19 protein-coding genes, 1 tRNA gene, 1 other RNA gene and 1 pseudogene are annotated in these 23,328 nt (G+C 61.7%); 13 read left to right on the top strand and 9 right to left on the bottom strand.

Annotation, left to right across the window (positions count from 1 at the left end; genetic code table 11):
- Positions 1-88: 88 nt before the first annotated feature.
- Positions 89-982 carry a DnaJ C-terminal domain-containing protein gene (locus tag GBEM_RS01090; RefSeq protein ID WP_012528656.1) on the top strand — a complete coding sequence of 298 codons (894 nt, stop codon included), beginning with the start codon at positions 89-91 and terminating at the stop codon, positions 980-982.
- A gap of 84 nt (positions 983-1,066) precedes the next feature.
- Here the strand turns inward: GBEM_RS01090 and GBEM_RS22160 are convergent, their stop codons facing one another.
- The 4 genes and pseudogenes from GBEM_RS22160 to mfd form a co-directional block, all read right to left on the bottom strand.
- Positions 1,067-1,555 carry a peptidylprolyl isomerase gene (locus tag GBEM_RS22160; RefSeq protein ID WP_318842312.1) on the bottom strand — a complete coding sequence of 163 codons (489 nt, stop codon included), beginning with the start codon at positions 1,553-1,555 and terminating at the stop codon, positions 1,067-1,069.
- A 63-nt stretch (positions 1,556-1,618) separates the two neighbouring features.
- A pseudogene (locus GBEM_RS22155) lies at positions 1,619-2,026 on the bottom strand (SurA N-terminal domain-containing protein); the annotation flags it as partial.
- Between the two features lie 84 nt (positions 2,027-2,110).
- Complete coding sequence (locus GBEM_RS01080; protein ID WP_012528654.1) at positions 2,111-3,085, bottom strand: peptidylprolyl isomerase; 975 nt, start codon at positions 3,083-3,085, stop codon at positions 2,111-2,113.
- Between the two features lie 59 nt (positions 3,086-3,144).
- The gene (mfd, locus tag GBEM_RS01075; protein ID WP_012528653.1) at positions 3,145-6,618 is read right to left on the bottom strand and encodes a transcription-repair coupling factor; all 3,474 of its coding nucleotides are present in this window, start codon (positions 6,616-6,618) and stop codon (positions 3,145-3,147) included.
- A 232-nt stretch (positions 6,619-6,850) separates the two neighbouring features.
- On the opposite strand from mfd, the gene GBEM_RS01070 reads away from it, so the two are divergent.
- The 8 genes from GBEM_RS01070 to GBEM_RS01040 all read left to right on the top strand — a co-directional run bounded on the left by GBEM_RS01070 (position 6,851) and on the right by GBEM_RS01040 (position 14,489).
- On the top strand, positions 6,851-7,195 hold the full coding sequence (locus GBEM_RS01070; protein ID WP_012528652.1) for a hypothetical protein: 345 nt from the start codon (positions 6,851-6,853) through the stop codon (positions 7,193-7,195).
- A gap of 120 nt (positions 7,196-7,315) precedes the next feature.
- A tRNA-Ser gene (locus GBEM_RS01065) sits at positions 7,316-7,406 on the top strand.
- Positions 7,407-7,437: 31 nt separating this feature from the next.
- An RNA gene (gene ffs / locus GBEM_RS20555) (signal recognition particle sRNA small type) lies at positions 7,438-7,536 on the top strand.
- A 91-nt stretch (positions 7,537-7,627) separates the two neighbouring features.
- Positions 7,628-9,376, top strand: coding sequence for a DNA polymerase III subunit gamma/tau (gene dnaX / locus GBEM_RS01060; RefSeq protein WP_012528651.1), 1,749 nt, complete (start codon positions 7,628-7,630; stop codon positions 9,374-9,376).
- A gap of 49 nt (positions 9,377-9,425) precedes the next feature.
- Positions 9,426-9,740, top strand: coding sequence for a YbaB/EbfC family nucleoid-associated protein (locus GBEM_RS01055; protein ID WP_012528650.1), 315 nt, complete (start codon positions 9,426-9,428; stop codon positions 9,738-9,740).
- Between the two features lie 143 nt (positions 9,741-9,883).
- The gene (gene recR, locus GBEM_RS01050) at positions 9,884-10,477 is read left to right on the top strand and encodes a recombination mediator RecR (protein ID WP_012528649.1); all 594 of its coding nucleotides are present in this window, start codon (positions 9,884-9,886) and stop codon (positions 10,475-10,477) included.
- A gap of 154 nt (positions 10,478-10,631) precedes the next feature.
- Positions 10,632-14,183, top strand: coding sequence for a pyruvate:ferredoxin (flavodoxin) oxidoreductase (gene nifJ / locus GBEM_RS01045; RefSeq protein ID WP_012528648.1), 3,552 nt, complete (start codon positions 10,632-10,634; stop codon positions 14,181-14,183).
- Positions 14,184-14,288: 105 nt separating this feature from the next.
- The gene (locus tag GBEM_RS01040) at positions 14,289-14,489 is read left to right on the top strand and encodes a cold-shock protein (protein ID WP_012528647.1); all 201 of its coding nucleotides are present in this window, start codon (positions 14,289-14,291) and stop codon (positions 14,487-14,489) included.
- 83 nt (positions 14,490-14,572) lie between these two features.
- On the opposite strand, the gene GBEM_RS01035 is transcribed toward GBEM_RS01040, so the two are convergent.
- Entirely contained in the window at positions 14,573-15,316 is a 744-nt protein-coding gene (locus GBEM_RS01035; RefSeq protein WP_012528646.1) for a pentapeptide repeat-containing protein, read from the bottom strand.
- Positions 15,317-15,538: 222 nt separating this feature from the next.
- Between GBEM_RS01035 and uvrA the strand changes: the two genes are divergently transcribed.
- From uvrA to GBEM_RS01020, 4 genes are all read left to right on the top strand, one after another.
- Positions 15,539-18,382, top strand: a complete 2,844-nt coding sequence (gene uvrA, locus GBEM_RS01030) for an excinuclease ABC subunit UvrA (RefSeq protein ID WP_012528645.1) — start codon at positions 15,539-15,541, stop codon at positions 18,380-18,382.
- Positions 18,383-18,410: 28 nt separating this feature from the next.
- Positions 18,411-18,611: a hypothetical protein gene (locus tag GBEM_RS20550; RefSeq protein WP_012528644.1), complete on the top strand. Its 201-nt coding sequence runs from the start codon at positions 18,411-18,413 to the stop codon at positions 18,609-18,611.
- Positions 18,612-18,708: 97 nt separating this feature from the next.
- The gene (locus GBEM_RS01025; protein WP_012528643.1) at positions 18,709-19,275 is read left to right on the top strand and encodes a hypothetical protein; all 567 of its coding nucleotides are present in this window, start codon (positions 18,709-18,711) and stop codon (positions 19,273-19,275) included.
- A 157-nt stretch (positions 19,276-19,432) separates the two neighbouring features.
- Positions 19,433-20,419 (top strand): serine/threonine protein kinase, encoded by a 987-nt coding sequence (locus GBEM_RS01020; RefSeq protein ID WP_012528642.1) that lies wholly within the window; start codon positions 19,433-19,435, stop codon positions 20,417-20,419.
- A gap of 107 nt (positions 20,420-20,526) precedes the next feature.
- Here GBEM_RS01020 and GBEM_RS01015 read toward each other — a convergent pair whose 3' ends face one another.
- From GBEM_RS01015 to GBEM_RS01000, 4 genes are all read right to left on the bottom strand, one after another.
- The gene (locus GBEM_RS01015; RefSeq protein WP_012528641.1) at positions 20,527-21,030 is read right to left on the bottom strand and encodes an outer membrane protein assembly factor BamD; all 504 of its coding nucleotides are present in this window, start codon (positions 21,028-21,030) and stop codon (positions 20,527-20,529) included.
- Positions 21,027-22,277: a sensor domain-containing diguanylate cyclase gene (locus GBEM_RS01010; RefSeq protein WP_226373909.1), complete on the bottom strand. Its 1,251-nt coding sequence runs from the start codon at positions 22,275-22,277 to the stop codon at positions 21,027-21,029. The genes GBEM_RS01015 and GBEM_RS01010 overlap by 4 nt, the downstream gene beginning before the upstream one ends.
- Positions 22,278-22,399: 122 nt before the next feature.
- Positions 22,400-22,924: a shikimate kinase gene (locus GBEM_RS01005; RefSeq protein WP_012528639.1), complete on the bottom strand. Its 525-nt coding sequence runs from the start codon at positions 22,922-22,924 to the stop codon at positions 22,400-22,402.
- Between the two features lie 95 nt (positions 22,925-23,019).
- The gene (locus GBEM_RS01000; RefSeq protein ID WP_012528638.1) at positions 23,020-23,307 is read right to left on the bottom strand and encodes a hypothetical protein; all 288 of its coding nucleotides are present in this window, start codon (positions 23,305-23,307) and stop codon (positions 23,020-23,022) included.
- Positions 23,308-23,328 lie beyond the last annotated feature (21 nt).

Here is a 23,328-nt window from a genome sequence, read left to right as displayed (position 1 = left end):
GTCAAGGTTTACAACATGTTGACAACCTTTGTTCCAGCTATTACATTCTGGACAGCTTATCCCACAGCAATAAGAAAGGACGTCACCCATGGCACAAAGAGATTATTACGAGGTCCTTGGCGTAAAGAAAGGGGCCTCTGTCGACGAGATAAAGCGGGCCTACCGCAAACTCGCCGTGAAATACCACCCAGACAAGAACCCGGGAGACAAACAGGCCGAGGAGCGCTTCAAGGAGATAAACGAGGCGTACGCGGTCCTGTCGGATCCCAAGAAGAAGGAGCAATTCGACCAGTTCGGTTCCACCAACTTCCATCAGAAATTCTCCCAGGAGGACATCTTCAGGGGGTTCAACGTCGACGACATGTTCCGCGACCAGGGGTTCGGCACCGACGACATCTTTTCCCGTATCTTCGGCGACGCCCTAAGGCGCCAGCGCGGCGGCGGGCACGGGCGGATGGCGGTAAGGGGCGAGGACTTCTCCATGGAGATCCAGGTTACCTTCCGCGAGGCGTACGACGGGGCCGAGAAGCGTGTCGCCTTCATGCGCGACGGCGCCCGCGAGGAACTGTCGGTGAAGATCCCGGCGGGGATCGAGAGCGGTGCGAAGCTCCGGGTCGCCGGGCGGGGAGGCGCGGGGCGCATGGGAGGGAACTCCGGGGACCTCTATCTCACCGTGACTGTGGGGGCGGATCCGCTCTTTACCCGCGAGGGGGCCGACCTGGTGCTGAACCACGAGGTGAAATTCTCCCAGGCGGTGCTCGGTGGATACATCGAGGTCCCCACCATGTCCGGCGCCAAGCGGATCAAGATACCGGCCAGCATCCAGGCGGGTACCAAGGTGAGGCTCAAGGGGCTCGGGTTCCCTCTGGTCGGGGAGCAGGCACGCGGCGACATGTACGTGAGGATCGCGGTTCATGTCCCGGAAAAACTGAGCCACCGCCAGCGTGAGCTGGTGGAGCAACTGGCGGCAGAAGGGTTGTAACTTCAGGAGCGAAAGCAAAAAGCCCCTCCGGGGATTCCGGGAGGGGCTTTTTTTGTGGTTGATCAGTGGGTTGCGGGAGAGGAGCTAGCGGAGTTCTATGGCTGCGCCGGCACGAAGCTCCTTTACCCACTGGGCGAAGCGCTCGTCGGACTTCTTCTTGTAGAGGGTGTCCTCGATGGAGTCCTTCACCTGCTCGAAGGGGCGTCCTGCGTCCTGCTTCTTCCCCTCCAGCTTGATGATGTGCAGCCCGGCTGGGCTGCGCACAATGGAGCTCACCTCGCCAGGCTTCATCGCGGACACGGTGTCCCCTATCTCGGGGAGCATGTCGGCCTTCTTGAAGGTCCCCAGGTCGCCGCCGTCTTTGGCTGCCGCCGGGTCGTCGGAGTACTTCTTGGCCAGAGCCGCGAAATCCTCTCCGGCGCGCGCTTTGGCCAGCACCTCGTTGGCGCGCGTTTCAGCCTTGGAGAGCTCCCCGGCGCCCCCCTTCTTGTCCACCTTGAAGAATATGTGGCGGGCGCTGTAAACCTCGCTGCCGCCGTAGGCGGCGATGTTCGCCTGGTAGTATTCGCGCATCTCCCGCTCCCCCACCTGGACCTTGGAGCGGACCTCCTGGCTCATCAGCCTCAGGCGCTCCATTTGTTCCTTCAACTGGGTGCGGTACTGGGCCAGGGTCAACCCCTGGGTGACGAGCGCCTGCTCCAGATTCTCCTGGGTCAGGTTGTTCTGCTTCTTCACGTCCTCTATGGCAAGCCGCACTTCCTCGTCGGAAACGTTGATGTTGAGCTCGCGGATCTTCTGCTCGATCAGTTTCCTCTCGACGAGGCGGTTCAACGCCGCTCCCCGAAGTCCGCTTTTGTCGGAGCCGGGAACCTTGTCCGCGTCCTTCTGGATCTGGAGGTACTCCTTGTCCAGTTCCTGGGTGGTGATGATTTCGTCGTTGACGATGGCGGCGATGCCGCTTACCTGTTTCGCGGTGGATGCTGCGGGGTGCAGCGCCAAAAGCGCCAGCACGGCGATGCCGATAATGATCTTGGACATGATGCTCTCTCTATTGCTTTTGCTGCCGGTTAGTAAAAACGGCCGGGCTCATGCCCGGCCGCCGTTGGTGCTGCCTGGTTCCTGCAGGCGCTAGCGCGCCTTGGGCTGTGCCGGCTGCTGTGCCGGCTGCTGTGCCGGTTTCGCGGGCTCTGCCCCGGGTGCGGCGCCCGCTCCCTTGCCCCCTTCTGCCGGCGCGCTTTTCAGCTCCTTCAGGGCATCTTCCTTGATGTTAAGCTTGGCGTTCTTCTTGAGCTCGTCCTTGAGCTTCTTGAAGGTCTCCTGCTGCCTTTCCGGCACCATGGCCGCCTTGATCTGGTCCTTCACATCCTCGAAGGAGCGTGCACCTGCGGGGCGGTCGCCGGTTTTCTTGATGATGTGGTAGCCGAACTGGGTCTTGACGATCCCGGAGGTCTCCCCCTCCTTCAGGCCGAAGGCGACCTTCTCGAAGTCGGGAATCATGGAGCCTTTGCTGAACCACCCGAGATCCCCACCTTTTTGCGCTGCGCCGTCTATGGAGTGTTTCTTGGCCAGCTCCTCGAAGCTTGCGCCCTTTTTCAGCTGGTTCTGGATATCTTTAGCCTCGGCTTCGCTCTTGACCAGGATATGGCTCGCCCTGATCTGTGCGCCGCTTTGGAACTTTTCCTTGTTCTTCTCGTAGAAGGCCTTCATGTCGGCGTCGCTGATGTTGCCGGACTCTTCGACCTTCTTCTTGAGGAAAGCTTCGACGATGACGCGCTTTTTCAGGTCTTCGAGCTTCGCCGCCACTTCAGCGCTGCTGTCGATGCCCTCTTTTTTAGACTGCTGCAGGATCAGCTCGCGCACCACCATGGTGTCCAGCATCTCCTTTTTCCCTTCCGGGGTCTCGGTCATCGGCTTGAGGTAGGGGGGGAGAGCGGCCTGCTCCTTGTAGAAGTCGTTATCGGTGATCTTCGCGCCGTTGACCTCTGCCAGAACGATACCGTTACCCGGTCCCTTCTTAGCTTCGCTCTCTGCCTTTTGCTTGCATCCGGTCGCGGCTACGCAAAGCGCGAGTAACAGCACTGCGGCGGTCTTGGTGAAATGCACGGTTAGCTCCTTTTTCCAAAAAATGTAAGTGTATTCAAATGCGGTCGAACGCTAGCATATCAGCCTAGGCATTTCAAGAGATTTCTGGCCTCGGAAAGGACCCCCTCGAAGGAGCCGTCGGCCAGGCGCGCGTATAGGCGGAAGTCCGGCGTGAACCGGTATTTCCCCTTCTCCTTCCTGAGCAAAGCCATGATGGCGTCGGGCGAGACGGGGGTCCGCTCGTGGAAGGAGAGGACCAGCTCGTTGCCGGCCAGCTCGATCTCCTTCACCAGGAGCCGCTTCAGCGTCACCCGCAGGCGCATCACCTCCAACAGGTAGACAGCTGCCATGGGGAGCTGGCCGAAGCGGTCGGCGAGTTCCGCCCGGATATCGTCTATCTCGGCCTCGTCGGTCGGCTGAGTCAGCTTCTTGTAGATCATCAGGCGCTGGTTCGGGTCCCGTACGTAATCCTCCGGGATGAAGGCGGGAACCTTGAGCTTGATCTCCGGCTCGACCCGCTCCGGCAGGGCCTCACCCTTCAGGGTGCGCACCGCCTCGTCCAGAAGTTCGGTGTAGAGTTCGAATCCCACCGCCGCGATGTCCCCGCTTTGCCGCGCCCCCAAGAGGTCGCCCGCCCCCCTGAGCTCCAGGTCGTGGGTGGCGATCCTGAACCCCGCCCCCAGCTCGGTCAACTCCTGCAGGATCTTCAACCGCTCCCGGGCCTCAGGCGAAATGGCCCCCTCGCCGGGGATGAGGAGATAGGCGTAGGCGCGGCTTTTGGAGCGCCCCACCCTGCCGCGCAACTGGTAGAGCTGCGACAGCCCGAAGGTGTCGGCCCGGTTCACGATCAGGGTGTTGGCGGTCGGGATGTCGAGGCCGCTTTCGATGATGGTGGTGCAAAGAAGGAGGTTGGTCTCGCCATGCATGAACGAGAGCATCACCTGCTCCAGCTCCTTCTCGGCCATCTGGCCGTGCCCCACCGCGATCTTCGCTTCGGGGACTATCCGCTTCAGTTCCTCGGCCATGGCCCCTATCGTCTGCACCCGGTTGTGGACGAAGAACACCTGCCCGCCGCGCCTAAGCTCCCTGAGCACCGCCTCCCGGATCAGCTCGTCCGAGGAGCGGGAGACGAAGGTCTTGATGGCGAGCCGGTCCACCGGCGGCGTATCGATGATGGAGAGGTCGCGTATCCCCATAAGTGACATGTAGAGGGTGCGCGGAATCGGGGTAGCGGTGAGGGTGAGTATGTCGACCACGGCGCGGAACTGCTTGAGCCTTTCCTTGTGGGCCACGCCGAAGCGCTGCTCCTCGTCGACGATCAAAAGTCCCAGGTCCTTGAAGACCACGTCCTTTTGCAAAAGCCTGTGGGTGCCGATGACGATGTCGACCTCCCCTTTCTTCACCCCCTCCAGGATCTGCTTTTGCTGCTGGGGGGTCCTGAAGCGCGAGAGCATCTCCACCCGGACCGGGTAATCCTTGAGGCGCGAGGCGAAACTCTCGGCGTGCTGCTGGGCGAGGACCGTGGTGGGGACCAGGATCGCCACTTGTTTCCCGTCCAAGGTCGATTTGAAGGCGGCGCGCATGGCCACCTCGGTCTTGCCGTAGCCGACGTCGCCGCAGACCAGCCGGTCCATGGGGCGCGGGCTTTCCATGTCCGCGATCACCTGGTCTATGGCCTGGGCCTGGTCCGGGGTCTCCTCGAAGGCGAAGGAGGCCTCGAAGGCGCGGTACATGTCGTCGGCGGGGGAGAACTTGAAACCCTGCTGCACCTCGCGCGCGGCGTGGATCTTCAGGAGTTCTGCCGCCATCTCCTGCACCTCGGCCCTGGCCTTCGCCTTGGCCTTTTCCCAACCCGCCGCGCCGAGACGGTCGAGCCTCGGCTCGATCCCCTCGGCTCCCACGTAGCGCTGCACCAGGTTGATGCGGTCCACCGGGAGGTAGAGCTTGTCGCCGCCGGCGTACTCCAGGAGCAGGAAGTCCCCCTCCAGCCCGGTGAGGCTCAGGTGCTGGAGCCCGCGGTAGATGGCTACCCCGAAGTCGACGTGCACCATGTGGTCGCCCGGCTTAAGCTCCGCAAGCGAGGTAAGCAGCTGCTGCTTCTTCACCTCGGAGAGCCCGCGCCGCTTCACCCTCTTGCCGAAGATCTCCTCCTCGGCGACCACGACCAGGCGCTCTTCCTCAAGCCTGAAACCGCGGGAGATCTCCCCGGTCAGGATCTCGACACGGCCGGGGGGACGCGCGGCCACGTCCGCGAAGCAGTCCTGGGTGGAGTCGAGCGGGAGGCGGTAATGCGAAAGGAGCTCGTAGAGCCTTCTGGCCTGTCCCGCCTGGTGGCACGGGACCAGCACGCGGTTTCCCGCCGCGATCCAGGTCACCATCTTCTCGGTCAAGGGTGCCAGGACCCGATCCCCCTCAGGGCTCACCCCTAGCTTCAGGTCGCTGTTGGCGACACATCTGAGGCGGAGGGTCTCCCCCCCTTCGCCGGCTAGCTCCAGGCGGGGGAACTCCAGGCGGCGCCCGGCGTTCAGCGTGTCGTGAAACTCTTCGGGGGCGAGGTAGAGGTCGGCGGGGTCGCAGGTGATGGCGTCGCGCAGCTCGGCGCGGGCCGCCGCCTTGGCGAGATCCGCTTCGAAGCGCTCGCACGCCTCCGCTATGGCGGCCGGGTCGACGAGGACGCGGGTAGCGCCGGGGCCTGCGTAGTCGAAGAGCGTCTCCAGCCCCGGGTGGAAAAGCGGCTGCAGGAAATCCACACCGGGGGGATAGATGGCGTGCTGCAACTGCTCCAAAAGCTCGCGGCGCCGGTCGGCCCCGATCCCCAAGTGGTCGCAGCGCCGCTTCAATCTCGGCGTGAACTCCTTGACCACCCCCTCCGACAGGATCACCTCGCGGGAGGGGAGCAGCACCAGTTCGTCAAGAGGCTCCAGCGAGCGCTGGGTGGCCGGGTCGAAAAGGCGCATGGTCTCGACCAGGTCGCCGAAGAATTCGATGCGCACCGGCCTCTCCTGGTCGGGGGGGAATATGTCCAGGATCCCCCCGCGCACCGAGAAGCTGCCGCGGTCCTCGACGATGGGGACGTGGGAGTAGCCTAGCTTCACCAGCTTCTCGACCAGGGTCTCGCGCTCGAGTTCCTCGCCGGCCACAAGGTACTGGCAGACGCCCCCCAAAGTCTCGCGCGGAATCACCCGCTGCAGCGCGGCGGCAAGCGGCACCACGACGGCCCGGGCGCCGCCGTCCATAAGGCGCAAAAGAGCGTTCAGCCGCTCCCCCACGAGGTCCGGGTGGGGGCTCGCTGCCTCGAAGGGGGTGACGTCCCAGCCGGGGAAGGGGAGTACCGCGTTGTGGCTGCAGCTGAAAAAGCGGAGCTCGCGGGCAAGCTCGTCTGCGCTCTCCTGGTCAGAGGTGATAACCACCAAGGGGGGGCCGGACTCGGTCATGAGCCGCGACAAGAGATAAGCAGGGGCGGAGCCGTCCACCCCCGCGAGGCTCAACCGGCTCTTTTCGGGGGCGAGTTTTTCCTTAATGCTCTTCAGGTATTCGGGTACGGGTATGGTCATCGCTAGAGACAGGGCCTTTCTCGGGTGGTGGGTGGCGCGAACACCGGTTGAGCATAGCAAAAACGGGGCCGATTTTCCACAAAGATGGGTGGCAACTTTTGCCCTGAGAGCAGAAATATTTATAAAGAAAAAACGGGGGAGGCCGAAAAGTCATTTAAGTAAGGAAACCGCCACCGAAAGACCTGGTCAGGGGAGAACCCCAGTGCATATAGCCACACATATAGGTGAACCGATGAAACAAGAAGACATCCTGCACTCCGACGTGATCAATTACTTCGCTGGGGAGTTTGCCGCACTGGAAGAACGCCTTAAAGCGGGCCGTCTGGAGGACTACCGGGAACGTGTGCTGGTCAGCCGCAAGATCGCGGAAGCGTTGCACCTGCTGGCGCCGTACGTCCGCAGCGACCCCAGGGCCAGACACCTGGTGAAAAGCGCCGAGACGCTGAAAAAGGAGCTTCTCTCGGTCAAGTCCATCATCGAGAAACAGCTGCTGCAGCAAAAGGACCAGCAGTCGCTGTTGCAGGCCATCGTCAGCAAGCGCAAAAAGGCGCGCCACTCGGACGAAGCTGCCAACTGAACTCCCCCAGCGTCGCCGGGTGCGGCCTACGGGAAAGCCGACCCGGCAACTCTTTTCCTCCCAATGAAGAAATCGCTTTACAATTCCGACGGCGTATATTATATATCTCGCTCTTGTTGTGGAGAGATGTCCGAGTGGTTGAAGGAGCACGCCTGGAAAGCGTGTGTACGTTAATAGCGTACCGAGGGTTCGAATCCCTCTCTCTCCGCCATACTTACTAATTCCTTGCGGATAGACCTGATAGCTGGGTCCCGCGCAACGGAAGGTTATGAACCCCGTCAGGTCCGGAAGGAAGCAGCGGCAGTAACCGCCACCGTGTGCCGCGGGGTAGCCCAGCTATCAGCTCTTTCCGCAATCCCCCAGCCTCCCCCCGCCCCACGCGAACCATTGAACCAAACACCATGAACCACGACGCCATAGAGGTATGCCCCCTTGTCCTATCTCGTACTCGCTAGAAAATGGCGCCCCCAGACCTTCAGCGATCTGGTCGGCCAGGAGCATGTCAGTCAGACCCTGAAAAACGCCATCGACGGCGGGCGGGTCGCGCACGCCTTCCTCTTCACCGGGGCCCGCGGGGTGGGAAAGACCAGCTCGGCGCGCATCCTCGCCAAGGCGCTCAACTGCGAGAGCGGGCTGACCGTGGAGCCGTGCAATACCTGCTCCACCTGCCTGGAGATCACCGAGGGGAACTCTGTCGACGTCTTCGAGATCGACGGCGCCTCCAACACCGGCGTGGACGACATCAGGGAGTTGCGCGACAACATCAAGTACCTCCCGTCGCGCTCGCGCTACAAGATCTTCATCATCGACGAAGTCCACATGCTCACCACCAACGCCTTCAACGCGCTGTTGAAGACGCTGGAGGAGCCCCCCCCGCACGTCAAGTTCATCTTCGCCACCACTGAACCCCACAAGGTCCCCATCACCATCCTTTCGCGCTGCCAGCGTTTCGACTTCAAGAGGATCGCGCTGCCGCGCATCGTCTCCAGGCTGCGCTACATAGTGGACCAGGAGGGGGTGCAGGTCTCGGACGAGGCGCTTGCCGTTGTGGCCAGAAAAGGGGACGGGAGCATGCGCGACTCGCTCTCCACGCTGGACCAGGTGCTCGCCTTCTGCGGCAACCAGGTCGCAGACGCCGACGTCGCGGCACTTTTGGGCGTGGTGGACCGCCGCCTGATCATGGACGGCTGCCGCGCCGTGCTCTCGAAGGAGGTGCGCGAGGCGCTGCAGATCGTGGCGCAGGTGGATTCCTTCGGTTACAGCATGAGGCAGTTCTGCCGCGAGCTGATCGACCAGTTCCGCAACGTGGCCATCCTGAAGGCGGTCGGCGAACCGGGGGACCTCTTGGAACTCTCCGAGGCGGAGCTTGGCGAGTTGCGCACCCTGGCGGATGCCGCTACGGGGACCGACCTCCAGCGGCACCTGACGCTGCTCCTTAAGGCCGAGGCGGAGATGGCGCATGCGAGCTTCCCGCGCCTGGTGCTGGAAATGACCATGATGAAGATGGCGACACTGGCGCCTGCGGTCGCGGTGCAGGAACTCCTCTCCCGGCTGGACTCGCTGGAATCCGGAGCGCCCGCAGGTCCGCGCCCGGCCCGCCAGGAGGGCGCCCCTCGCGCCGCCGCGCCGCCGGTCCAGGCGCCCCCCGCCGCCCGGGACCAGCACGCCGCACGCCCGGCCGCGCCCCCTTCCGCTCCGGCTCCCCAGCCCCCCCCTGCCCCGCCGGCAGCTTCAGCTGCGCCGGCAGCCGCCGACGCAGGGAGCGGCGAGCTTTGGGGGAGCTTCGTGCAGTTCGTCAAAGGGAAGCGTCCCATGCTCGGCACCGAGCTGGAGCAGGTCTACCCGGTCCAGGTCTCCCGCCAACTGCTGGAGATCGGCTGCCTGAACGGGACCTTCGAGCTGAAGAGGATGCAGGACCCGGAGCGGGTGACGGAACTGAAGGAACTCGCCAAGACCCATTTCGGCGGAACCCCGGCGGTGAGGATAACGGTGTTGAGCGAACCCCCGAAGGACGCGCCGCCGAGCCTGTCGGAAAAAAAAAACCTTGAAAATGCCGAGCGACAGGCAACCCTGAGGCGCGAGGCGGAGGAGCACCCGCTGGTGGCCGCGGCGGTGGCGCTGTTCGACGGGGAAATCGCCGAAGTGAAGGAAATCCCCGGCAAGGATGTCATACAATCATAACGATGTTCCGCGGTACGCTTAGATCAATAAAAGGAAATCGGAGGATAAGATGTCGAAAGGTTTAGCGCAGATCATGAAACAGGCTCAGATGATGCAGCAGAAGATGGGGAAGCTGCAGGAAGAAGCCGCGGCCAAGACCGCCGAGGTAGCCACCGGCGGGGGTGCGGTCACCGTCGTGGTGAACGGCAAGAACCAGGTACTCTCCCTGGTGATCAAGAAGGAAGCCGTCGATCCTGAAGATGTCGAAATGCTTCAGGACTTGGTGCTGACCGCTGTCAACGAGGCCCTGAAGAAGGTGCACACCGAGATGAGCGAGGAGATGAGCAAGATCACCGGCGGGCTCAGCATCCCGGGCCTTTTCTAAGGTCCGGCCAGCTGACAGCGGGATAGGTATAAAGGATGAGGGTGCACGCCGCAAGGCATGCACCCTTTAATTATAGATTTCTTGACTGAAATTTTTTTTCGTAAAATTAACCAGTAAAAACTTGTTTTATCCGTGGTGGGAATATGCTACATTTTTCGGGCTCGCTGACCAGGCTGGTGGGGGAGCTGAAGAAATTGCCCGGGGTGGGCGAGAAGAGCGCGCAGAGACTGGCCTTTCATTTGCTGAAACATCCGAGCAATATCGAAGCCTTAGCGCAAAGCCTCCTGCAGGTGGGAGAAAGGGTGCATCTGTGCTCGGTCTGTTTTGCCATCACCGAGGACGATCCGTGCTGGATCTGTTCCGGCGAGCGCGATAGCGGCACCATCTGCGTGGTCGAAGAGCCGCAGGACCTTCTGGCACTGGAAAGAAGCCGCGCTTTTAGCGGCCGCTACCACGTGCTGCAGGGTGCACTTTCACCTTTAAACGGTGTTACGCCCAAGGACCTGAGGATCGCCGAGTTGATGCAGCGGCTTCAGGGGGGGGAGGTGCGCGAGGTGCTGATCGCCACCAATTTCACCGTCGAGGGTGAAGCCACCGCGCTCTACCTGACCAGACTGATAAAACCGCTGTCTATAAAGGTCACCAGGCTGGCACACGGCATACCTGTCGGCAGCGACCTGGAATATGTCGATGCCGCGACGGTGCAGCGGGCAGTCGAGGGGCGTTCCGAGTTGTAGCGGCGACCGGGAAGGAAGAGCCACCGGAAAACAACGTTTGTCGCGGGGCGGATCGCTGTCCGCTGCCACACCGCAACAGGTCTTCAGTCACGGTTTCAATGTTCCGAAAGCGTTTTTTCAAGGTCCAGTAATCTTCACCTACAGGAGGAAATCAATGTCCCGCAGAATGGTAACGATTGACGGCAACACTGCAGCAGCGCACGTGGCCCACGCCACCAACGAGGTGATCGCAATCTACCCGATCACCCCTTCTTCCGTGATGGGAGAGATCTCCGACGAGAAAAGCGCCAAGGGCGAGAAGAACATCTGGGGAACGGTTCCCTCCGTGTCCGAACTCCAGTCCGAGGGGGGCGCTTCCGGCGCGGTCCACGGCGCACTCCAGGCAGGCGCCTTGACCACGACCTTCACCGCCAGCCAGGGCTTGTTGCTGATGATCCCGAACATGTTCAAGATCGCCGGCGAACTCACCTCCACCGTGTTCCACATCTCCGCCCGCGCCATCTCGGCGGCCGCGCTCAACATCTTCGGCGACCACTCCGACGTCATGGCCGCCCGCGCAACCGGCTGGGGGATGCTCTGCTCCAACAACGTGCAGGAGGTCATGGACTTCGCGCTGATCTCCCAGGCTGCCACGCTGCGCGCCCGCGTCCCGTTCATGCACTACTTCGACGGCTTCAGGACCTCGCACGAGGTGCAGAAGGTCGAGGAACTGACCTTCGACGACATGCGCGCCATGATCAATGACGACCTGGTGCAGGCGCACCGCCTGCGCGCCCTCACCCCGGATCGCCCCGTGATGCGCGGCACCGCGCAGAACCCCGACGTCTACTTCCAGGGTCGCGAGACCGTCAACGCCTACTACCCCGCAGCCCTCAAGATCGTGCAGGAGGAGATGGAGAAGTTCGCCGGGATCACCGGCCGCAAGTACTCGGTCGCCGAATACGTCGGCGCCCCCGACGCCGACCGCGTCGTCATCGTCATGGGTAGCGCCGCCGACACCGTCCAGGAGACCATCGAGACCCTGGCGGCCAAGGGTGAGAAGATAGGCCTGGTCAAAATCCGCCTGTTCAGGCCCTTCCCGGTAGACGCCTTGGCAGCCTGCCTGCCTGCCTCCGTCAAGAAGATCGCCGTCCTCGACCGCACCAAGGAGCCGGGTTCCCTCGGCGAGCCGCTCTACCTGGACGTGAGAACCGCCATCGGCGAGGCCATGGCCGATGGGAAGACCTCCTTCAAGAACTACCCGATCATCGTCGGCGGCCGCTTCGGCCTGGGCTCCAAGGAGTTCACCCCGGGCATGGCCAAAGGGGTCTTCGACAACCTGAAAGCGGACAAGCCGAAGAACCACTTCGTCGTCGGCATCAAAGAGGACGTCACCAACTCCTCGCTCGACTTCGACAAGAGCTTCGTGAACCCCTCCGCCGGGACCTATGCGGCGATGTTCTACGGCCTGGGCTCCGACGGCACCGTCGGCGCCAACAAGAACTCCATCAAGATCATCGGCGAGAAGACCGACAACAACGTCCAGGCCTACTTCGTCTACGACTCCAAGAAGGCTGGATCCGTCACCACCTCGCATCTTCGTTTCGGCAAGGGGGCCATCCGCTCGCCGTACCTGATCGACCAGGCCGACTTCATCGCCTGCCACAACTTCTCCTTCCTCGAGAAGTACGACATGCTGACCAACGCCAAGCAGGGCGGCACCTTCCTCCTTTGCTCTCCGTTCGACAAGGAGCAGGTCTGGGACTCCATGCCGGTCGAAGTTCAGCAGCAGATCATCGACAAGAAGCTCAAGTTCTACGTGATCAACGCCATCGCGCTCGGCGAGAAACTCGGTCTGGGCGCCAGGATCAACGTGATCATGCAGACCGCCTTCTTCAAGATCTCCAATATCATGCCGCTTGACACCGCGCTCGCAGCCATCAAGGACGCCATCAAGAAGAGCTACGGCAAGTCCGGCGACAAGGTCGTCGACATGAACAACAAGGCGGTCGACGCGGCCCTCGAGAACATCTTCGAGGTAGCAGTCCCGGCCAAGGCGAGCAGCGCCCTCAGGAAGCCCCCGGTCGTCGGCGCCCATGCACCGAAGTTCGTCCAGGAAGTCACCGCGCAGCTCATCGCCGGCTACGGCGACGAGGTTCCGGTCTCCATGATACCGGCCGACGGCACCTTCCCGACCGGCACCTCCCAGTACGAGAAGCGCAACATCGCGGTCGACATCCCGGTATGGGACGAGCAGCTCTGCATCCAGTGCGGCATCTGCTCCTTCGTCTGCCCGCACGCCTCCATCAGGATGAAGGTCTACGACGCCGACAAGCTCTCCGGCGCCCCGGCAACCTTCAAGTCGGCCGACGCGCGCGGCAACGAGTTCAAAGGGATGAAGTGCACCGTGCAGGTAGCTCCCGAAGACTGCACCGGCTGCGCGGCCTGCGTGGCCAACTGCCCCGCGAAGTCCAAGGAAGACGCCAACAAGAAGGCGATCAACATGCAGTTCCAGGCGCCGCTTCGGACCTCGGAAGCCGCCAACTACGACTTCTTCCTGGCGATGCCCGAGACCGATCCCAAACTGGTGAAGCTGGAGACCCTGAAAGGGAGCCAGCTGGCACGGCCGCTCTTCGAGTACTCCGGCGCCTGCGCGGGTTGCGGCGAGACCCCTTACCTGAAGCTCATGTCGCAGCTCTTCGGCGACCGCGCCATGATCGCCAACGCCACCGGCTGCACCTCCATCTACGGCGGCAACCTCCCCACCACCCCGTGGGCGAAGAACGCCGACGGCCGCGGCCCGGCCTGGTCCAACTCCCTCTTCGAGGACAACGCCGAGTTCGGCTTCGGCATGAGGCTTGCCGTCGACAAGTTCAACCAGGCCGCAACCGAGCTCCTGGACGTGGTCTCGCTCCCGGCAGAACTGGTAGCCGAGATCAAGGGGGCCGACCAGCAGACCCAGGCCGGCGTCGAGGCGCAGCGCGCACGCGTCGCCAAGCTGAAGGATCTCCTGGCAGGCTCCAAGGACGCAGCAGCCAAGAAGCTCCTCTCCATCGCCGACTACCTGGTGAAGAAGTCGGTCTGGATCGTGGGGGGCGACGGCTGGGCCTATGACATCGGCTACGGCGGCCTGGACCACGTCATCGCCTCCGGCAAGAACGTGAACCTCCTGGTCCTCGACACCGAGGTCTACTCCAACACCGGCGGCCAGGCCTCCAAGTCCACCCCGATGGGCGCCGTGGCGCAGTTCGCTGCGGGCGGGAAGCCGCAGGCGAAGAAGGACCTCGCCATGATCGCCATGGCCTACGGCAACGTCTACGTCGCCAAGGTCTCCCTCTCCAACCCGGCCCAGGTGGTCAAGGCGTTCATCGAGGCGGAAGCCTACAACGGACCGTCCCTCATCCTTGCCTACAGCCACTGCATCGCCCACGGCATCGACATGGCAACCGCGGTCGAGACCCAGAAGCGTGCGGTAGCCTCCGGCCACTGGCCGCTGGTCCGCTACAACCCGGACCTCGCCGAGCAGGGCAAGAACCCGCTCCAGCTCGACAGCAAGGCTCCGAGCATCTCCCTCGAAGAGTACGCCTACGGCGAGAACCGCTACCGCGTGCTGAAAAAGAGCAACCCTGAGGCTGCTGCCACCCTCATGGCACGCTCCTCCGAGCTCACCGCCCGCCGCTTCGATCTCTACAAGCGGATGGCGGAAATGGATTTCGAGAACAAATAATACTCAAGAGCGCTTGACACCGGTAAAAGCGCTGCATAAAATCTTCACCTGTGCCGGGGCCGGTCCCGGCAGATCAACCGTAGAGCAGCAACAGGAGATGTGGTAATGGCTAAAGGCGTAGTGAAATGGTTCAATGACAGCAAGGGGTTTGGTTTCATCGAGCAGGAGAACGGCGAAGATGTCTTCGTGCATTTTTCCGCGATCCAGGGCGACGGGTTCAAATCCTTGGCAGAGGGCGATTCCGTCACCTTCGACGTCCAGCAGGGTCCCAAAGGCCTGCAGGCCGCCAATGTGACCAGGGTTTAAAGGAAGCTTTAAACGTGAAAAAGCCCCCGGAGCTTAGAGCTCCGGGGGCTTTTTTTATTTTGCGGGGACTAATGGTCCCGGCGCTACTCGATGCAGCTTCCGAGCGAACCTTTCCGGCAGACCGTCTTGTCGGTCCAAAGCGCCCCCTCAAGCTTCGCCCCCGCGAGCCTCGTTCCCCGCAGGCGTGCCTGGCTCAGGGAGGCGCCGCGCAGATTGGCGCCGGTCAGGTCAGCCAGTTCCAAGTCCGTCTCATCAAGCTTGGCCCGCTCCAGATTGGCGCCATGGAGGTTGGCCCTGCTTAAATTGGCCCCGGTCAGGTCGTAGCCGACCAGGTTCACCCCGCTCAGGTCGGTGCCGGAGAAGTCGCGCGTTGTGGATAGGATTCCCTGCAGCTCGGCCTGCGTCATGTGCCGGTTCAGGACCTTCACCTTTACCTCTCCTGACTTAGCCCCTTTCTTTGCCTTCCCTTTAGCTTTCGAGCCCGCCTTGGCCGCTCCCTTTTTCTTCTTTTTAGCCGGCGCCTTTTTCTTCACCTGAGCCTTTTTCTCAGCGGCAGCCGAGGGACCTTCGCTAGCCCCCTCCTTGGCCAGCGCCGCCAGCTTCGCCTTGGCCTCATTGAGCGCGCGGGCGTCAGCACTGGCGGCATCTTTGGGCGCGGCACCGGTCGTAGCGGGAGCGACACCAGCCTTTGCCGGAGCTGCGGGGGCCGCGGAGGATGCGGGGGCTGTCGGCGCTGCCGCGTGGGCGTCGCCGACAGGGACAGCAACGGCAACCAGCCATGCTGCCAGCGAAACAGATGCGGTATGGGATATAAGACGGCGATTCATGGACGCCTCCGTGCTGAATATATGCTGTCCCCGGGGCAGCCGGGGAAGGATGAAACTTTTCCCCTTATCGGCAGAAGGCCCAAAAACTGAAAGACGAATACGTTAGCCCCCGTGTCTGCGGAGTCTCATTACATTGGCGGATGCATTAGCAAGGGGGGCTGTGCTATATTTGTCAATCGTGCCGCGCTGGGCACGACCTAAGACAACTGTTACGGGAGCAACATGGCAACGGACAAGATCATCATCAAAGGTGCCTGCGAGCACAACCTCAAATGCATAGACGTGGAAATTCCCCGGGACCAATTGGTGGTGATCACCGGCATCTCGGGGTCGGGAAAATCCACCCTCGCCTTCGACACCATCTACGCCGAGGGGCAGCGCCGCTACGTGGAGTCGCTCTCCGCCTACGCGCGCCAGTTCCTGGAGCAGATGGAAAAACCCGACGTGGAGTCGATCGAGGGGCTTTCCCCTGCCATCTCCATAGAGCAGAAAACGACCAGCAAGAACCCCCGCTCCACGGTAGGCACCGTCACCGAAATCTACGACTACCTGCGCCTGCTCTTCGCCCGGATCGGCAAGCCGCACTGCTACAACTGCGGCCGGATCATAACCTCTCAGACGGTTTCGCAGATGGTGGACCAGATAGCGGCGCTGCCGCAGGGTGCGAAGCTAACGCTCCTCTCCCCCATCGTGCGCGGCAGGAAAGGGGAGTACAAAAAGGAACTGACCCAGTTCAGGAAAGACGGCTTCGCCCGTGTCGTCGTTGACGGCGAGACCCACGACCTCTCGGAAGAGATCACCCTGGACAAGAAGAAAAAGCACGACATAGACATCGTCGTCGACCGCCTGGTGGTGAAGCCGGGGATCGAGAAGCGGCTCGCCGATTCGCTGGAGACGGCACTCTCGCACGCAGAGGGAATCGTCAAGGTGGCCCTCTCCCCGGACGCGGAGCGCGGCATCAAGGATGAAACGCTCCTTTTCTCCGAGTCGGCCGCCTGCATCGAGTGCGGCATCTCCTATCCCGAGATGACCCCCCGCATGTTCTCCTTCAACAACCCCTACGGCGCCTGCCCCGACTGCACCGGCCTCGGCACCAGGATGTATCTGGACACCAACCTTGTGGTGCCGGACCACGACCTCACCCTGGCCGAAGGCGCCGTCGCCCCCTGGGAGACGCGCTTCTCGGGATGGTATCAGCAGACCCTCGCCGCCCTGGGGAAAAGCTACGGCTTCGACCTGCACACCCCTTACAAGCAGCTCTCCAAGAAGGCGAAGGACGTGATCCTCAACGGTTCGGGGGGGGAACTGGTCGATTTCTGGTGGGTGGACGACGCCGGCAAGCGGCACACCTACAAGAAGGCGTTCGAAGGGGTGCTGAACAACCTGGAGCGGCGCCATCGCGAGACCGACTCCGAGCAGGTGCGGGAGGAGCTTGAGAAGTACATGGACGTGATGCCCTGCCCCACCTGCCAGGGGGCGAGGCTCAAGAAAGAGGCGCTCTTCGTCAGGGTGGGTGGAGAAAACATTCAGCAGGTAACCGCCTATTCCATCCAGGACGCGCTCTCCTTCTTCGACTCTCTGGCGCTCACCGAGAAGGAAGAGGACATCGCCCGGAGGATTCTCAAGGAGATCAGGGAGCGGCTTAACTTCCTGGTCAACGTCGGCCTCGACTACCTGTCGCTGGATCGCTCCTCGGGAACCCTCTCCGGCGGCGAGGGGCAGAGGATACGGCTCGCGACCCAGATCGGCTCCTCGCTGGTCGGGGTGCTCTACATCCTGGACGAGCCTTCCATCGGCCTGCACCAGCGCGACAACGGCAGGCTCTTGTCTACCCTGAGGCACCTGCGGGACATCGGCAACACGGTCCTCGTGGTTGAGCACGACGAGGAAACCATCTCCGAGGCGGACTGGGTCATCGATATGGGACCGGGCGCCGGGATCCACGGCGGCGAGGTGGTGGCCGAAGGCACCCCCGCCGAGATCATGGCCAACCCCCATTCGCTCACCGGGCGCTACCTCTCCGGCGCGCTGACCATAGCGATCCCCAAAAAGCGCAGGAAAGGGAGCCGGTTCCTCTCCATCGAGGGGGCCAACGAGAACAACCTGAAGGACGTCTCGGTCGACCTGCCGCTCGGAGTAATGACCTGCATCACCGGGGTGTCGGGGTCGGGAAAGTCTTCGCTCATCATCGATACCCTCTACAAGACCCTGAACCAGCGGCTCTATAAAAGCAGGGAAAAGGCCGGCGCGGTCCGGGCCATCCACGGCATGGAAGTGCTGGACAAGGTGATCAACATCGACCAGTCCCCCATCGGCCGCACGCCGCGTTCCAACCCCGCCACCTACACCGGCCTCTTCACCGAAATCAGGGAGATCTTCGCCCAGCTCCCCGAGTCGAAGATGCGCGGCTACAAGCCCGGGCGCTACTCCTTCAACGTGAAGGGGGGGCGCTGCGAGGCCTGCGCCGGGGACGGCATCATCAAGATCGAAATGCACTTTCTTCCCGACGTGTACGTGCAGTGCGAGGTTTGCAAGGGGGCCCGCTACAACAGGGAGACGCTGGAGGTCCGCTTCAAGGGGCGTTCCATCGCCGAAGTCCTGGATATGACGGTCTCCCAGGCCCTGGTCTTCCTGGAGCATATCCCGCGCCTGAAGACGAAGCTGCAGACCCTGGAGGAGGTTGGGCTTGGTTACATCAAGCTGGGGCAGTCCGCGACCACACTGTCAGGCGGGGAGGCGCAACGCGTCAAGCTCGCCAAGGAGCTTTCCAAACGGGCCACCGGGCGCACCATCTACATCCTGGATGAACCGACCACCGGCCTGCACTTCGCCGACATAGCGAAGCTCTTGGAGGTGCTGCACAAGCTGGTGGACGCCGGGAACACCATCGTGGTCATCGAGCACAACCTCGATGTGATCAAGACGGCGGACTGGATCGTCGATCTGGGTCCGGAGGGGGGAGATCGCGGCGGCGAGGTGATAGCAGTGGGTACCCCGGAGCAGGTTTCCAGGGTGGAGCGGTCTTACACCGGGCAGTATCTCAAGAAGATGCTTCCACACGAGTAACGGCACGCGGTGAATCTAGGAGAACTCGATGAAGGACAAGCACGACCAACAATGCGGCTGCAGCATTGAGCCAAGACATAAAAGTTGCGCCGCCTGCAGCGGCGAGGATATTTTCTCTTACTGGTGCAAGACTTGTGACCGTTCCGTTCCCGAAGGACGCTGCCCGTACTGCGGCTTAAAGGCACAGAAAAAGAAAGGAGAAATGGGGGAGCTTTCAGGCAAAATGTGAACAATTTATAACCAGGCCTGACGCTCAAAATTTTTGCGTTATAATTGCCACGTTCTTTCCCCGGCTGTATAAGTCGCCTTTATATAAGGCATTTATCATGCGAAAATTCATCCTCACACAAGCCGTGCTGTTTTTGCTTTTACTCACCCAGGCGGGATGCACCCACTTGCTGCCGCGGGGCAAAAGCATCACCGAGTCCCCTTTCCAGAACTATTCCGACGCGAAGACGGCCTTCGACCAGATAGAGATCGGCAAGACCACCGTCGAGGATCTGCAGAAGCTGGGGTTCGACGTGACCTCGGCTCCCAACCTGAAGCTCTTGAACTACCTGGACATAGCCGCAACCGTCCAGGCGATCCCGAACAAGGACCTGGATCCTGGCCTGCAGGCCTGCCTCAAGGCCAGGGCCGACTGCCGGGCCTACCTTTTCGAACCGAAGAGAACCTATACCAAACGGATAGGGAACTTCTGGCTCGATATCTTCAACTTCAAGCGCAAAAGCCAGGAGACAGGGTGGCGTTTCAAAGCCCTCATCGTCTTCGTCAACCACCACGTAGCCTACAAACTCTCCAGCGGCGAACCGAAGATCGATCAGGTCAACGACCAGGTCAATCCTCTCGGCCCGTTCCAGGCCCCCGCAGACATGGTTACCCGCGCGCTTTAACCCCCCCTACAGTTACACGGCAAGAGTTTTCCCCAGCCGGCCAGCCCCGCGGGTTCCGCGGCCGCGCCCGTCTCTTCGCTTGGTTTTCCGCAATGAATGGTGCTATCTTAGGGGCGCTGGGCCGATCAGGGCGCCACGCAGAGGAGAAGCGCCATTTATGAAAGAAACCTCCCATCCCTTTTCCACCCTCACCCCCAACTTCATCATGGACGCCGTCGAAAGCCAGGGATTCCGTTGCGACTGCCGCACTTCCGCCTTGAACAGTTACGAGAACCGCGTGTACCAAGTGGGGATCGAAGAAGAAAAGCCGCTGATCGCGAAGTTTTACCGCCCTGGGCGCTGGAGCGACGAGCAGATCAGGGAGGAGCACCAGTTCTGCCTCGAACTGGCGGAACACGAGCTGTCGGTGGTCGCTCCTTGGGTGAACCCTGCTGGCGAGACCATATTCCATTTCGACGGGTTCCGGTTCGCCCTCTACCCGCGCCAGGGGGGGCACGCCCCCGAGTTCGACAACGACGAAAACCTGGTGATCCTCGGGAGAATGCTGGGGCGCATTCACAGCATCGGCGCCATACGCCCCTTCAAGGTGCGCCCCACCCTGGAAAGCCGCAGCTTCGGGCACGACAGCGTAGCCCTCATCAAGGAACGCTTCATCCCCGAGGAGTACCGTGCAAGCTACACGGCGGTCACCGACCAGCTCCTTTCCGCCATCGACGCTGCCTTCGCAAACGCGCAAGGGGTGACCCAGATCAGGGCGCATGGCGATTGCCATGCCGGCAACATCCTGTGGCGGGACGGCGCACCGCATTTCGTCGACTTCGACGACGCCCGCATGGCGCCGGCGGTGCAGGACCTCTGGATGATGCTTTCGGGAGAGCGGTCGCGCCAACTGGTGCAACTGGAACAATTGGTGAAGGGGTACACGGAATTCCGCGATTTCCACCCCGGAGAACTCAGGCTGGTGGAGCCGCTACGCGCCCTGCGCATGCTGCACTACAGCGCCTGGCTGGCCCGGCGCTGGGAGGATCCCACCTTCCCCATCACCTTCCCCTGGTTCAACACGGTGCGCTACTGGGGCGAGCATATCCTGCAGCTGCGCGAGCAGTTGTCTGCGCTCGACGAGCCGCCCCTGGAACTTCCTTGAAAGCATAGAAAAAGGCGATCGTGACCGATCGCCTTTTTCTATAACCACCGCGACAGTAGCAGCTTGCAGCCGCCCCCCGCGCCATTTCCGTCCGGGCGCCCCGACAATCAGCGCGCGCTTTTTTCCAGTTCCTGATCGAGCTGCTTCAGCCGTTCGAGGTTCTTGTTCAGGTCGTTGATCTCCTTATTGAGGGACTGGTTGTTCCCCTTGAGGCTCTTGTTCTGGCGCCTCAAATCGTCCGCCACCTCGATCAGGTCGTTCAGGTGGTCCGCCTGCGCGGTCCAGGGGCTCTTGGGGTACTCCTTTGCCAGACGCTTGAGAAGCTGCTGGGCCTGTGCCGATGCCGGGCGTTCCAGCCCAGGCTTCAAGGTCAAAAGGGCCAGACGGAAAAGCGCCTGATCGGTTACTCCGGGAGCCGCGGGTGCACTGACCACAGCATGGAGCGCTTTGACCGCACCGGCCTTATCCCCCTTCTCCAGCATCTCATCGGCCTGCTCCAAATGCCTGGACGCCGTATAACGCTGCACCAGGTTGCCCTGAGGGTTCTTGCCTGTGATGGCGCATCCCGAGCAAAGCGAGATGACGATAAACAAAGCTGCTTGCTTTTTCATGCTGCATCCCCTGGTGTACCTACAAGATAGTTGCTTCCCGGGGTCTCCTTGGCGCTGTCCTTCACTTTGGCCGCTGCCCTGGCAATGTCTACGGCCGAGGAGAATTGGTCCCTGCCGCAGATGATCGCGGCGATGGAAATGGTGACAACCGGGAAGAAACGCTGCACCCCGTAGCGGTCGCATCCCTCAATGCCGCCTGCCTTCAGGTCCTGCTGGCTGTAGTGCTTCACAACCTCGGCGCTGAAGTTCGCAATCACCGTCTCGCAGACGGGTTTTACCCTGTCGGTCGGGACCACCATCACGAAGTCGTCGCCTCCCACGTGGCCGACGAACCCGGCGCCGCCTGCTTGCGCCTTGACCGCCGCCTGGATCAGGTCGCCTGTCAGCCGAAGCAGCTCGCTCCCTTTGGCATAACCGTAGTGGTCGCCGAACGGCTTGAAGTTACCCAGGTCGGCGTAGCAAAAGGCGAAGGATGCCCCGCTTTTCAGCCGCTCCTCCAGTTCCCGTTCGATGGCGAAGTTGCCGGGAAGCCTGGTCAGGGGGCTGGCATCGAGACTCATCTGTTCGAGTACCTTTAGCCTCGCCGCCATCTTGGTGAAATCCCTCGCCAGGTCGCTGATCTCGTCCCCGAGCGGGATCTGCGGGTCGTAGTCGAAATCCCCGGCGGCGATCCTGTGCGTTGCGCTTTGCAATTTCCTGATGGCCCCGAAGATGCGATAGGTGACGAAGGGGGCGACCCCTATGGCCAGCAGGAACCCGGTCAGGGAGATGGCCACCGTCCACCAGATGGTGGCCTTCTGCTGCTCGTTCGCCTTCGCCAGCACCGCGTGCAGGATCGCTTTGCGCTTAATGTAGGTGGCGTCCACCGCGTCCAGAAGCTGCCGCGCCGACCGCCGTAAGCCAATTTCGCTCGCCGGGGTACCGGAGAACAGTTTCGCCGACGCCCCCTGATAGCTTAGGTAAAGCTGCTTTAGATGTATTGCGTCCTGCTGCGCGCCTGAACGCTCCAAGACCGCGAGGTTATGAAGCGCTTCCGACTCGCGCTGCCGGAACAGCTCGATGAAAGCGGGATCGTGCAGGATAGCGTATCTGCCGGCGAACCCTTCCTGGGCCAGAAGCGAGGTGCGCAGTTCAATCAGGGCGCTCATTACCGGAAGGTCGTTGTTTGCGATCTGCCTGGAAGTGTTGTTGCTCTTGTAGATGTTGAAAGTAGAGAAGACTAGTGCTGCCATGGTGAAAAAAGCCATGGCAGCATAGCCCGCGCCGATCTTCTGTATCAGGGTCAGCCTTGGCAGGCTGAGCTTCGCGGGAGCATTTGTATTCGTGGGTGATGACATGGGCTAGATATTAGAGGACGCTGAGAGCAAAGTCAACGCTGTCGGTCCGAAGCAACATACTCCTTCCACTGTGACAGTACCCTTGCTGCCGCCTCTTCAGTCGTACAGCTGTCTAGCAAAACCACTATCTGCGCATGCCTGTGGTAAAGCGGGAACCTCTGTTCATAAAGTAGTTCCAGTCCGCCTTCATCCATTCCGACGATGCCGCGCGGCGCTTCCAAAGATATGTGGCTCCGAATGGCATCAATGGGAAGATCGAGAAAAACAACCGTGGAGATGGAGCAAAGGTGGCGCATGGCGGCCTCCGAGTAGACAACGCTCCCGCCGGTGGAAATCACGGTCCGCTCCGCGGGGTCCAGGCTCAGTACCGTTTCCTCCTCTATCCGGCTGAAGGCCTCAGTCCCCACCTGGTCGATCACAGCCTGCAGCTTGAGGCCAAAGCGCTGCTCTATGAGCCGGTCCGTGTCCAGGAAATCCCATCCCAGCCTGTCGGCGATGATTCTACCCACAGCGCTCTTACCCGACCCGGGCATCCCTATAAGTGCCATCGTCTGCATAACCGCTCCAGCGCCGAAATTGTTGTCGACGCGCTGCCGCAGGCCTTATCCCTGAAGCCGCCTCAAGTCCTAGCCAAACTCAAGGCAGGATTCGGTCAGTTCTTCGCCGGCAGCAGCGTCGCTTCCAGAAGTTCGCGCAGCATCTTGTTGGCGCCGGCCTCGCGGTTCACAATCGCCTTGCGCTCCCGGCGCGACAGGAAAGCGCAGAGATGGTCCGCCGCCTCTGCGGTGCTTCCCGCGACAGAGGTGGAGAGGTGGCAAAGGATCTGCACCGGCAGGCCGTTTTTGAAACCCTCAACCAACTTGCCGATCTCCTCGTGCCGCTGTTCGTAGCTCCATGTCTGATAGACATCATCCCCGATATTGTTAAGCTGGTTCAGCATTTCTCCTCCAGGTCTGTTCTC

The organism is Citrifermentans bemidjiense Bem (assembly GCF_000020725.1).
Lineage (GTDB): Bacteria > Desulfobacterota > Desulfuromonadia > Geobacterales > Geobacteraceae > Geomonas > Geomonas bemidjiensis.
The sequence above is the reverse complement of the archived record's forward strand: the minus strand, read 5'-3'. Positions and strand labels throughout refer to the sequence as shown.